The sequence below is a fragment of the Azospirillum thermophilum genome (assembly GCF_003130795.1).
In the GTDB taxonomy this organism is placed as follows: Bacteria; Pseudomonadota; Alphaproteobacteria; order Azospirillales; family Azospirillaceae; genus Azospirillum; species Azospirillum thermophilum.
On record NZ_CP029357.1, the window covers coordinates 599,348 to 611,874 of the forward strand.

Below are 12,527 nucleotides of genomic sequence, written 5' to 3' on the forward strand. Positions count from 1 at the left end.
ATCACACGCCCAGCCAGGCGCGCGCATCGGCGAGCGGACGGCGCAGGACCCAATAGACCAGCGGAACCTTCTCCCCCTCCAGCTTGGCGGTGCCCTTCAGGCCGGTGCGGGCGGCGGCCTGAGCCTGCGCCAGCGTCGCCCGGACGCGGTAGGCATAGGTGCCGTCCGGCCGCCGCGCCGCCTCATGCGCCACGGAGCGCAGATGCGCGGATACCGGCGAGAGCGGGTCGGCGTTCAGGTAGACCGTCACCGGCGCCCCTTGCTCCAGATCGACGGCATTGGCCGGCGACAGCCAGGCCTCCACCTCGACCTCCCCCTCCACGGCGACCACCATGACCCGCTCGCCGGTCACGACCGGCCGGCCGATCCATTCGGCCGGGTCGTCGAACAGAACGACGCCGTCGCGCGGCGCCGCCATGATGCTGCGGCCGTCGAGCTTGCGCAGATACTCGACCTCCAGCTCCTTTTCCGCGACCTGACCCCGCAGGACGGCGAGCTGCGCCTTGCTCGCCTCGTCGAACAGGGCCTGCTGCGCGCGCTGCCGGTATTCGGCCCTGACGGTCTCCAGCGTCTTCTCGGCGACCAGCAGCTTGTTGCCGATGGTGGTGCGGTCGAATTCGAACAGGGGCTCGTCGGCGCGGACCCGCTGGTTGGGGACGACCGTCAGATGGTCGATGACCCCGTCGAGCGGCGAGCGGACGATGAAGGGATCGAGGGGCACGATCTCCGCCGGGGCGAGGACGGTCAGCCGGACCGGCACGACCGCCAGGACGGCCAGCGCCGCCAGGACCAGAAGCGGCGGCGACAGGCGCCGGCGCCCTCCACCCCCCAGCAGCGCCTTCAGGCGCCCCAGCCGCGAGCCCTGGCGGAGCGCATAGGCCGCCGCCCACATCTCCGCCCATTCCGCCAGCAGCGCCGCTTCCGGCCCGGTCCAGGGATCGTCCCGCGCCAGCAGCAGCGCGCCGCCGGGGAAGGACGGTCCCACCGCCGGCAGGGGCAGCCACAGGGCCTCCGACGGCAGCCAGTCCCCCCACTCCGCCACGTCCCGCTGCCGCAGGTCGTCCGCCTGCAGAAGCCGCGGCGCGGCCGCGGACCCTGTCTCCTCCAGGTGGCGGCAGACGCCCCCCAGCCATTGCACGTACGGCGCGTTGGCCTCGACGGAGACGACGCCGGACAGCGCGGCGATCCCGCCGCCCTTGATCCACAGGGCGGCCTGCCGGTACGGCGCGAGCCCATGCGTCTCGTTGACCAGGACGAACCGCAGCTCGGCCTGATCCTGCGCCTGCCGCGCCCGCCGCCCGAGATGCAGCAGGCTTGCCAGCACATGCGCGTCCATCGTCGTCTCGGTGCCCTGTGTCATGGCCCCTCAATCCGTCCTTCGGTCCGCCAACCGGCCCGTCATCCGACGGAGCCGCTCGATTTCGCCGCCTTGGCGAGCGCCAGGCCGCGCGCCTGCAGGACCAGCCTGTCGCGCTCCCCCTTCCAGGCCAGGATGCCGCCGGACCGGAGCTGCGCGCCGAGCCCGTCCTTGCCCGGCAGCTGGGCCTGGCGCTCGCCCTGCCCGCTCAGGCGGATGCGGACCATCGTCTCCGCCTGGCGGCCCGCCTCGTCGCGGGCGACCACGCGGATCATCAGGTCGCCCTTGTAGCCGGCCGGGGAGTGCCGCTGAACTCGCCCTTCTTGGCGTCGAAGACCAGCCAGCCGGGCAGCTTCGAGCCGTCCTCCATGACCGCCGACAGCTCCACCCGGGCGGACCTGTCGGTGTGGATGAAGGTGTCGGTGGGCAGCACATAGCGCAGCGTCTGGACGCCGGCCGGCATCAGCACGTCGGGCAGCGGCTTGTCGACCCGCAGCTCGTGCTGCAGGCCCCGCCCGGACAGGCCGTCGAAGCGGGTGGGAAGGACGGCATCGCTGAAGGGGCTGTAGGGGGTCAGGGCCGGCTCGACCAGCGGCGCGAAGCCGGGGGACGGAACCGACGGGGCGACCACCGGCACGGACACCTCCACCGGCACCGCGGCGGGCGCCGCGGCCGGCGCCGGCGCCTGCTCCACGGCGGGCGGCCGGGGGACGTCTCTGTCGGCGATGACGTCGTTGTCGACGATGGCGATCGTCGCGGTGACGCCCGCGACCGACAGCGTGACGGTCTCCGCCTGCTCCACCAGGGCGTCGTCCACCGTCGCGACGGCCACGGTGAAGCGGGTCACGCCGGCCGGCACGGTGACCTTGCCGGTTGCCGCGTCGTAGGTCACGCCGTTGCTGAAGACGAGGCCTGTGGCGAAGTCCGGGCCGGGCGTGGCCGTGACGCCGGTCAGCGTCAGCGGATAGCTCTCCGCCGTGCTGCTCGACGTGGTGAGGGCCACGGTGATCACCGCCTGCTGCCCCTCGGTCACCGCGATGTCGGAGGTGGTGCCCCGGCATCGCCGACGCGGCTGACCGAGACCGCGTCGTTGTCGAGGATGGTCCCGCTGCCGGTGGTTCCCCGACCGCCAGGGAGAAGGCCTCCGTCGGTTCCTTGATGGGATCGTCGGTCGTCGGCACGGTGACCGTGAAGCGGGTGACGCCCGCCGGGACGCTGATCCGGCCGGTTGCCGCGTCATAGGTGACGCCGTTGCTGAAGGTGAGCGCGTCGGTGAAGTCGCTTCCCTGCGTGGCGGTGCCGCCGGACAGCGCCAGTGCGTAGGTCTCCGCCGTGCTGCTGGGGTTGCTGAGGCTGACGGTGAAGACGGCGGCCTGCCCCTCCGTCACCATGACGCCGGAGGTGGTGCCGCCGGCATCGCCGACGCGGCTGACCGAAACCACGTCATTGTCGAGGATCGTGCCGGTGGCGATCACTCCGCCCACGCTGAGCGAGAAGCCCTCGGTCGGCTCCTTCACAGGATCGTCCAAGGTCGGAACCGTGACCGTGAAGTCCGTCACCCCCGCCGGAACGGTGACGAGGCCGGTCGTCGCGTCGTAGGTCACGCCGTTGCTGAAGGCCAGCGTCGCGGTGTAGTCGGCCCCCAGGGCCGCGGTACCATCCATGAGCACAAGCGGATAGCTGTCGGCACTGGCGCTCGGACCGCTGAGAGCGACGGCGAAGACGGCAGCCTGTCCCTCCGTCACCGTGACGCCGGAGGTGGTGCCACCGGCATCGCCGACGCGGCTGACCGAAACCACGTCGTTGTCGAGAATGGTACCGGTCCCGGTCGCCCCACCGACCGTCAGGGTGAAGGCTTCCGCCGGCTCCCTGATGTGATCGTCGGTCGTCGGCACGGTGACGGTGAAGCCCGTCACCCCCGCCGGGACGGTGACGAGGCCGGTTGCCACGTCATAGGTGACGCCGTTGCTGAAGGTGAGCGCGTCGGTGAAGTCACTTCCCTGCGTGGCGGTGCCGCCGAACAGCGCCAGCGCATAGGTCTCCGCCGTGCTGCTGGAGGTGCTGAGTCTGACCGTGAAGACGGCGGCCTGCCCTTCCGTCACCGTCACGCTGGATGCCGTGCCCGCGCCATCGCCGACGCGGCTGACCGAAACCGCGTCGTTGTCGAGGATCGTACCGGTGGCGGCGACCCCTCCGATGGTCAGCGAGAAGCCCTCGGCCGGCTCCTTCACGGGATCGTCCACCGTCGGGACGGACATGGTGAAGCTGGCGACACCGGCCGGAACGGTGACGAGGCCGGTGATGGCGTTGTAGGTGACGCCGTTGCTGAAGGTGACCTGATCGGTGAAGTCGGTCCCGAACGTCGCCGTCCCACCGCTCAGCGTCAGCGCATAGGTCTCGCTGCGGACGGTCGTCCGGGACAGGGTGACGGTATAGTCCGCCGACTGGCCTTCCGTGACGGTGACGGGGCTGCCGACCTGGGTCACGGTGGCGGATCGGTCGTCGTCGAGCCCCGTGCTGGTCGTACGGTAAGGGCCGCTCGCCATGTCGTGGATCACGCCGGTCCCGTCGTCCCGGATCGTGGCAGTCCCCTCCGCCGCCGTCGCCCGACCCGACAGGGTGGCCCTCAGCAGGAAGGTCTCGGCCCCCTCGTAAGCGGTGTCCTGCTCCTGCCGGATGTCGGCCCGCACATAGAGCCTGCCGGCGGCGTCGAAGGTCGGCAGGGCGGCGTTCGGATCGTAGTCGACCCAGTCAAGCCCGTCCCAGATCCTCAGCATCTGCGCCGTGTCGATCGTCGCGGTCTGGTTGATCAGCGACAGCGTCACCGTCTGTCCCGAATTGCCGGTCAGGGTGAAGACGACATGGTCGGACGCCTCGTTCACCACCGGGCTGTCGACGGAGAGCAGGCGGTCGTCGTCGAGCTGCGCCGGATAGCCGATGTCGCCGGCCGTGTTGCGCGTTCCGGTCCGGTTGCCGGGGAGATAGACGTCGCCGGTTCCATCGTCGTAGATCGACGCGGTGCCATAGACGGTGGTGCCCGAGCTCATCCTGGTGACCGCCAGCGCGAAGGCCTCCTGGCCTTCGAAGATGCCGTCGTTCACGATGGCGGTGCGCACCAGGAGCGAGCCGCCGGCCATGGCGAGGTCGCTGCCGGCGGTGTAGTCGACCCAGTTGGTGCCGTCGAAATACTGCAGCGCGGGCACGACATCGGCCGGGGTCCTGGCCGTCCCCTCGACCAGGGAGAGACGCAGAACCTGCCCCGCCTGTCCCGACACCGTGAACACGGCATAGGGCGAGGCCTCGTTGACGGCGATGTTGTTCACCGTGACGGCGCGGTCGTCGTCGAGGTAGGCCGGGTAGCCGGCCCCCGAGCTGTCGCGGGCGAAGCCGGTGTTGCCCGGCAGGAAGATGTCGCCGGTCGCGTCGTCGGCGATGCCACCGGTGCCGCTGAACGTCCGGCCCGCCTTGTTGGCGGCAACCAGATCGACCGTCTCGACCCCTTCATAGAGGCCGTCGCCGACCACCGCGGAGCGGACGAGCAGCGCGCCGCCGGCCGGGATGGCGACGGGGCTGCCGGTGTAGGCGGTCCAGGCCGTACCGTCGAAATACTCCAGGTTCGGCAGCAGGTCGGTGCCGATGGCGGCGTGGCCGTTGCCGGCTCCGGTGGCCGCGAGCGCCAGCGTCACCTTCTGCCCGGCGGCACCGTCCACCCTGAAGACGAGGTAGGGCGAGGCCTCGTTGACCGTCGTGCCGGTGACTGTCAGCGAACGGTCGTCGGGAGAGACGGTGATGCCGACCGTCGACTGGGCGACCAGCCCGCCGGCGTCGGTCGTCCGGACCCGCAGCAGGTCGCTGCCGTCGAACTCCGCCGCTCCCTGGTAGGACAGGGTCAGGAGGGCCGCGTTCAGTTGGGAGGCCGTGCCGGTCAGGGTGACGGCGGCACTGCCGTTCGTTCCGGACTGGATCGTCGCGCTGCCCGGATTGAGGATGGTGAGCGCGCCGCTCTGCACCGAGAGCTGCACCGTCAGGGTGGCGTCGTCCATGTCGGCAACGGTGATGGCCGGCAGGGCGACGCTCGCCCCCTCCGCCACCGTCGCGGAGGCGGAGGCCGGGCTGCTGGTGGGAGCGTCGTTGGCGCCGTGGATCGCGATGGTCAGCAGGGCGGCTCGGGAAACACCCGCCGCATCATGCATCATGTAGGTGAACCGTTCGGTCAGCGTGGCGCCGACGCCCAGGGCCTGCACCGCCGCGTTGGCGTTGTCGACCACATAGACGTAGCTGCCGTCGGCCCCGATGGTCAGCGTGCCGAAGAACCCGGCGACGCCGGTGCCCGTGGCGGCTGTGGTGCCGGTCTGGACCGGCAGGGCAACGCCGGAGATGCCGATGCCGGCCTCGATCAGCGAGACGCCCAGGATATCGCCGGCATCGACGTCGCTGTCGTTCGCCAGCACGTTGCCGGTCGGGTTCACGCCCGGCGTCGCATTGCCGTAGCCGCCGGCCTCCCGCGCGGTCGCCGTGTCGAAGACGATGGTCGGTGCGTCGTTCGAGCCCCTGATGACGATGGTCAGGGTCGCGGCGCTCTGGCCGCCGGCCGTGTTGGCGATCCGGTAGGCGAACAGGTCGCTCAGGGTCGTGGCGCTCGTCCTCAGCGCGTCGACCTCGGGGTCGGCGCTGTTCAGGGCATAGCTGTAGGAACCGTCGGCGCCGATGGTGAGCGTGCCGTAGCGGCCGGCGATCTGGGTTCCGCTTCCGACCGCCGTCTCGCTGACGGCGACGCTGCGCGCATGGGTGACCGTCAGGCTGCCGGTGCCGAGGGGCGTGCTGTCCGCCTGGCCGGCCAGCGGGGTGCCGGCCCCGGTCAGGACGTTGCCGGAGGCGGACGGGGCGATGGCCTCGGTGACCGAATTGGCGTCGGCCGCCGCGGTCGGGTCGTTCGTTCCGGAACCGAGCACGGTGATGCCGAGCGTCGCGCCGGCGGTCGCGCCGGCGGCGTCGCGCATCTGGTAGCGGAAGGAGTCGATCCCCGACTGGCCGGCGTTCAGGGTCGGGTTGTTGGCCGTCGGCGTGTAGGTGTAGCTGCCGTCGGCGTTGAGCTGCAGCGTGCCGTAGCGGCCGGTGACCGTGCTTCCCGCCGCAGCGGTGAAGGTCAGCGGGGTGCCGTTCAGCTTCTGGGCCTGCTGAAGGGTGATCTGGCTGACCGAGCCGTCGTTGGCGTACTGGACGCCGGTCACGGTGGTGCTGAACGCGACACCGTCGGCATCGGTGCCGGCAACGGTCATGCCCGCGGCCACCGCACCCGTGGCAGCGGTCAGCGAGGCGGTGGTGGAGGCCGTCACCGTCACGGTGGAGGACGAATAGGTCCCGGCATAGGTGTTGCCGCTGGCGATGAGCCGGATGCTGAGCGACCCGCCCTGCGGGATCTGGTACTGCGCCAGCGCCGACGGGTCGGACAGGATGATGCCGACGCTGCTGCCGCTGCCGGTGAACTGCAGGACGGTGACGTTGCCGCCCAGCCCGTTCACCAGCGTGGTGTAGGTGCCCGATCCGGGGACCGCCTCCACCTGGACGGCCGTCACGTTCTGGGCCCCTGCGTTGCGCAGGCTGTTCACGTTGCCGCCGAAGGTGGTGTTGAAGGTGGTGGTCGTGCCGCCGGCGACCGTCCCGGTGGCGCTCGCCACCAGCCCGCCGACCGTCTTCGTCTCGCCATGGCGGTCGGCGTCGGTGTCGTTGGCGAGCACGTTGCCCGTCGCCTTGAAGCCGGTGTTGTCGCTCACCCCGTAATTGCCGGAGCCGGCGATGGATTCCTTGGCGACGTTGCTGTCGTTCGCCGCCGCGGGGGCGTCGTTCTGTCCGCGGATCGTGATGACGAGCGTGCTGGTCGCCGTCAGGTTGCCGGGATCGGCGATGGTGTAGCTGAAGCTGTCGGTCAGGGTATCGCCGCTCTGGCGCAGCGCCTGGACCGCGGCCTTGCCGTTGTCGAGGGCGTAGCTGTACTGGCCGTTGGCCTGGATCGTCAGCGTGCCGTAGCGGCCGGCCACCATGAAGGGGCCGCTGCCGGCCGTCATCCCGGTCCCGGAGACCGCGATCACCGTCCGGCCGTCGCCGTCGGGATCGCTGTCGTTGGTCGCGACGTCGCCGGTGACGGTCGCCGTGTCCTCGGTGATCTGGTTGGTATCGGCGGCGGCGGCGGGGGCGTCGTTGACGTTGGCGACGTTGAACGTGATCCGGTTCGGCGTCGGGTCGAGGTTGATCCCGCCGTTCGCCGTGCCGCCGCTGTCGCGCACCTGGAAGGTGAAGCTGGCGTAGCTCGACCCGAAGCCGTCCGGTACCGGAGTGTAGCGCAGCTTCGCGATGTCGGCCGCCAGGATCTCCTGCCCCGCGGTGACCGCAACACCGTTCAGCGTGAGGGACCCAGAGCCGGCAGGGTCGTGATCACCACCGAGGCAAGGCCATCCGCCGGCGAGTCCTTGGGATCGCTGAAGCCGAAATCGGTGGCGGAGAAGGCGTAGGCGCTGTCCTCGTTCAGCGGGATCGTCCGGTCCGTGCCGGCCGGCGCGTCGTTGACCGGCGTGATGGCGATGGACAGCGTGGCGGTGGCGCTGCCGCCGTTGCCGTCGGATACCGTATAGGTGATGGCCGGCACCGGCCCGGCATGGTCGGCCGCGGGGGTGAAGCTGTAGCTGCCGTCGGCCGACAGGGTGAACTGGCCGACGCCGGCGATGGCGAAGGGCTGGCCCAGCGTGCCGGAGACGCCGCCGACCCTGAAGCCGGTGACGCTCAGCGCGTCGATGTCGGGATCGCTGTCGTTGGTCAGCAGGTTGCCGGTGCCCGCGCCGCCGTCTTCCAGCACCGTCAGGCTGTCGTTCGCCGGAGTGGGGTTGCGATTGGGGACGATCAGCGCGTTGATCGCGCTGTCGACGCGGTCCGAGGAGCTGCCGACGAACTTGTAGGTCCTGGCCACGCCGTTGATCGTCGTGGTGCCCGACGCCGCGATGCCGTCGAAATAGCTCTGGTCGACGACCAGGATGAAGGCGTTGTTGTCGCCCGGGTTGCGGTCGCCGTCCTGGTTGCCGTCCATGGTCGCAGTGGACATGGTGGTGAACTGCGGATCGTACCAGAAGTAGAATCCGCGGACGATGCCCTGGTCCTTGATCGGCCGGCTGACCCAGCCGTAGTAGTTGGTCGCGCCCATGGTGAGCTGCACGACCAGATCGTTGCCGGAAAAGTAGGTCGACGGGATCATGTCGGTGATCCGCGTCACCCCGATCGGCTCGTCGATGAAATAGTCGCGGTTCTGCTCCTTCTCCGCCAGCAGGCCGGTGCCGGTGTAGACCCGGTAGGCGTTGATGAAGCTGTAGGACGCCCGTTCCACGGCATAGGAGTTGCCATCGATGGACAGGACGGCGGAATCGTCCTCCACCGCCATGCGGGCGCGGTCGATCCCGTTGACCGGAAGATTCATCGCCGCGACCGAGAAGGCCTCGCCCTCGTCGCCCCGTGTGTCCGTCGCGGGATTCAGCGCCCGGTCGAAGGAATGGCCGTACTCCTCGACCAGGGTGCGGGTCAGCAGGTCGGCGTCTGTCTGCGCCCGCCACCAGTCGCTGTTGATGAAGATGGTCGGGCTGCCGTCGGGTCCGCTCGCCGCGAAGGCGGCATAGGCCCCGACATCCGGTCGGCTCCGACGAACCGGATGGCGACGCCGTAATCGCCGCTGGCGATGCGCTGCTGCAGCGCCTCGGCGCGCCCGGTCCACTCCGCCGAGGGCGCGTCCTGTCGGCCGTTGAAGGCGGTGAACAGTTTCGTCAGGCCATCCTGCCCCAGATAGTCCCGGATCACGTCCCTCGCCCGGTCGTCGATGGCGGCGAAGCCGGTGGCAGGCTCCGTATCCGCTGTTCCGGCCAGGGTGTCGCGGTCCGCGGCCGCGCTCTGCTCCTGGGGAGCGGCGTCCTTCTGCGCCACCTCCTCCGCCCGGATCATGGTTTCGGATGGACCCGTCGCGGCCGGCGCGGGTTGGGGAGGCTCGGGCTGGGGGATGGTGACGGTGACCGGCTCAACCGTCACCGGGTCGACATGAGCCTCCACCGTCCGGTCGGGATGCGGATCGGCCGCCGCCATCGCCGCCGCATCGACGATCGCCGCGCCGTCGAACATCATCCGGGGCTCGAGCCGGGAGGGCTGCGGCCCGCTGCGGCGAAGGGTGCGGCGATTGTTGGAAGACTGCTTCATGGTGACGTGCCCCCGATCACGGTCATTCGACCGGATTGCCTGTTGCGGCTTGTTTCAGTGGTTCAGTTCTGCGCCGGCGGCGTCAGCAGGATCTGCCCGCTCATCCCGGCGACCAGTTCCGGAAATCTGCCGTCGATCACGGCGACCGCCTTGACGGACTGGCTGACCGGATCGACCCGGGCGGCCGTGCGCAGCAGTCGGACGGGATAGTCGCGGCGCGTGTCGTCGATCCGCGCGACGAAGCCGTATCCCGGCTTGAACCAGGCGAGCCAGTGCGACGGCACGATGAACTCCAGCTCCAGCACGCTGTCGTCGATGATCTCCATCAGCGCCTGGCCGGGCTGGACGAACTGCTGATCGCTCGCCTTGTGCTCGACGATCCGGCCGTCGTAGGGCGCGGCGATCCGGCATTTCGACATCATCGTCTTCAGGTAGGTGACGTCGGCGCGGGCCTTTTGCACCTCGGCCTCGGCGTTGCGCACCTCCACCATGCCGGTGGCGTTCAGCTTCGACAGCTTGCGCTGGCCGTCCAGCGTGTTCTCCGCCCCGGCCCGCTGCGCCTGCGCCTTGTCGAGCTGGGCCGCCTGCAGCGCGCAGTCGAACTCGACCAGCGTCTCGCCGGCCCGGAAGGACTGGCCGTCCTTGAACGCGACACGCTTGATCCTGGCACCGATCTCCGCCGACAGGGTGGCGTGGCGCTGCGGCGTGAGCTGGGCCCGCATCTCCAGCGGGTTGAAGCCGGTCGCCGCCGCCTGCTGCCGGGCCTGCTGGGCCACCGCCGGGGCGGTGGCGGCCAGCGCGGCCAGGAGGACGGCACAGGCGAGGGCGGAGCGATGACGGATGGTCATGGCACGGGTCTCCGGCCGCTGCTGGGTCACAGCGTCTGTTGCAGGGACTTGCGGACCTGCTCCTTGAGCGTGTCCATCGGGATCTCGTCCAGGCTGCCGATCTCCGGCTCCTGGCCGAGCGAGGCCTGCACCCGGCTGATCGCCTCGTTCACCTTCGCCACCGCGTGGTAGAGGCGGATGGAGCTGAGGATGGCCGTCACCTTGGCGGACACCCGCTCCAGCGAGCCGCCCGTCTGGCTCTGCTCCTGGCTGCGCGCGATCGCCGCCAGCTCGTTGTCCACGTCGGAGATCGACACGGCACGCCGGTACTGCCGCAGGGCGTCGTCATACTGGTAGCGCGCCAGATGGACCTGCGAGAGCACCGCCATCTGCAGGGCCATCCGCTTGGCCTCCGCCGCCGAGACGTTCATCTCCGCCGCCCGGATCTGGGCCGGACCGGAAATCAGGTTGAACAGGTTCAGCGCGACGCGCGATCCCGCCTCCTGCCACATCTGGTTGATCAGATACTTGTCGCCGTCATACTTGTAGCCATAGTCGAAGCTGATGTTGGGCAGCAGCTTGACCAGCGCCTTGCGGGTGTCGGTGGCGGCGATGCGGGTGTTGTAGAACTGCTCGCGCAGGTCGGCGTTGTTCAGCAGCGCGATCTCCTCCATGCGCGCCACCTCGCCGCCCAGCGGCCTGAAGTCCAGCTTGCCGGGCTCGACCAGCGTGAAGCGGGTGCCGGAGCGCACGCCCATCAGCGTCGCCAGCTCGATTTCCGCCACCGCGAGCTCGCGGTCGACATTCTCCAGAAGGCGCAGGTTTTCCAGCAGGTTGCGCTGATAGCGCAGCGGCTCGACCGGGTTGCGGACGCGATTTTCCTGGATGCGGCGGGAGTCGGCGAGCGCCGCCTCGGCCTCGGTGATGGTGCTGCGCACCTGCTCGCGAAGCTGCTGGGCCGCCAGCGCGCGCCAGTAGGTGGTCCGCACGCTCTGGATCAGGTTGTGCATCGCCTTGCGCCGCCGTTCGTTGGCGACGAGCAGCCGGTCGGCGTTCTGCTGGGCGTTGTAGTAGCTGACGCCGAAGTCGAGGATGCTCCAGGACAGGCCGATGTCCCAGGTGGCGCGTTCGCGGTCGGTGGAGATGTAGGGGTTGCCGACGGACTGGCGGCCGGTGACCGAGTCCACCGACTTGCGGATGTTGTCCTCGTCGCGCCAGGAATAGCCGGCCGCCGTCAGCAGCCGCGGCAGCATATCGTACTTGCTGGCGTCGAGCTGCCCGGCGGCGAGGGTCTGTTCCATCAGCCGCGTGCGATAGTCGAGATTCTGCTTCAGAGCGCGCGCCACGGCCTCTTCGAGCGTGATCGGGCCGGTGACGCCGATCGCACTGCTCTCGATGATGGCCCGGTCGGCATCGACCACCGCCGACATCTCCGTCTCGGTCACGGGCTTCGGCGTGACCGCGCAGCCGGCAAGCGCTGCGGATGCCAGAAGAATGGCCGCAAAAGCCCTGTGCCTGACGGTTCCGCCGGCCCGCGCCCCGCCAATGAAGCCGATACCCATGCTCGCCTTGTCCCTTCGAAGATGTGCGTGACCAAGCCGCGCCAACAGGAGCGCCACCGCATAGTCATGATATGAAGCGTGTGCGACGATGCCGCCAAAAAGTGAATAATATATTTCTGTATTTATGTATTTTGCCGTTCGCTGTCATTTTATGAGTGATAATTCGACGCGGCAAAATCAGGAGAAACCAAATTTTTACTTTTTCATTTTCATGAATCACTAATTACACCTGAATTTCTGTAGATGAAAATCTGGTGCATAGACGTTTTGGATATGCTGATAGAGGTAACGTTTGGCAGCGTCCAGTAACAATATGAGTCAAAATGGACTGCTGCTGCAGCTTTACAAAATTTTTTTGAATCTTGACCACCATGATCAACCAAATCGTGCATGGTTGAACATCAGAATTCGGTTTTTGGTTTAATTGTATGGTGAAATAAACAACCACAGGGCTGCCCGCCCCGGAGCGCCGGCAGCGGGCAGCCCTGTGCTGCGCTGTTTTCCGCACAAGCTACGCCCGTGCGCGCGGTCCCGCCCGCACCCGCGGGCCGGACG

Annotated in this window: 6 protein-coding genes and 1 pseudogene; all 7 read right to left on the bottom strand. The window is 69.0% G+C overall.

The features are described 5' to 3' along the window. Nucleotide 1 precedes the first annotated feature (1 nt). The 7 genes and pseudogenes from DEW08_RS27515 to DEW08_RS27540 all read right to left on the bottom strand — a co-directional run bounded on the left by DEW08_RS27515 (nucleotide 2) and on the right by DEW08_RS27540 (nucleotide 11,855). On the bottom strand, nucleotides 2-1,360 hold the full coding sequence (locus DEW08_RS27515; RefSeq protein WP_245987027.1) for an efflux RND transporter periplasmic adaptor subunit: 1,359 nt from the start codon (nucleotides 1,358-1,360) through the stop codon (nucleotides 2-4). Between the two features lie 271 nt (nucleotides 1,361-1,631). Beyond that, a complete protein-coding gene (locus DEW08_RS33915; protein WP_425429144.1) occupies nucleotides 1,632-2,597 on the bottom strand; it encodes a putative Ig domain-containing protein in 966 nt (321 codons plus the stop codon). Nucleotides 2,598-5,475: 2,878 nt separating this feature from the next. Then, nucleotides 5,476-7,641 (bottom strand): annotated as a pseudogene (locus DEW08_RS33920) (VCBS domain-containing protein); the annotation flags it as partial. Nucleotides 7,642-7,754: 113 nt separating this feature from the next. Then, the gene (locus DEW08_RS27525) at nucleotides 7,755-8,819 is read right to left on the bottom strand and encodes a cadherin-like domain-containing protein (protein WP_109333325.1); all 1,065 of its coding nucleotides are present in this window, start codon (nucleotides 8,817-8,819) and stop codon (nucleotides 7,755-7,757) included. Between the two features lie 101 nt (nucleotides 8,820-8,920). Then, nucleotides 8,921-9,583 carry a hypothetical protein gene (locus tag DEW08_RS27530; RefSeq protein WP_146214776.1) on the bottom strand — a complete coding sequence of 221 codons (663 nt, stop codon included), beginning with the start codon at nucleotides 9,581-9,583 and terminating at the stop codon, nucleotides 8,921-8,923. 62 nt (nucleotides 9,584-9,645) lie between these two features. Continuing rightward, on the bottom strand, nucleotides 9,646-10,431 hold the full coding sequence (locus DEW08_RS27535) for an efflux RND transporter periplasmic adaptor subunit (RefSeq protein ID WP_109333508.1): 786 nt from the start codon (nucleotides 10,429-10,431) through the stop codon (nucleotides 9,646-9,648). A 26-nt stretch (nucleotides 10,432-10,457) separates the two neighbouring features. Then, the gene (locus tag DEW08_RS27540; RefSeq protein ID WP_168220532.1) at nucleotides 10,458-11,855 is read right to left on the bottom strand and encodes a TolC family protein; all 1,398 of its coding nucleotides are present in this window, start codon (nucleotides 11,853-11,855) and stop codon (nucleotides 10,458-10,460) included. Nucleotides 11,856-12,527 lie beyond the last annotated feature (672 nt).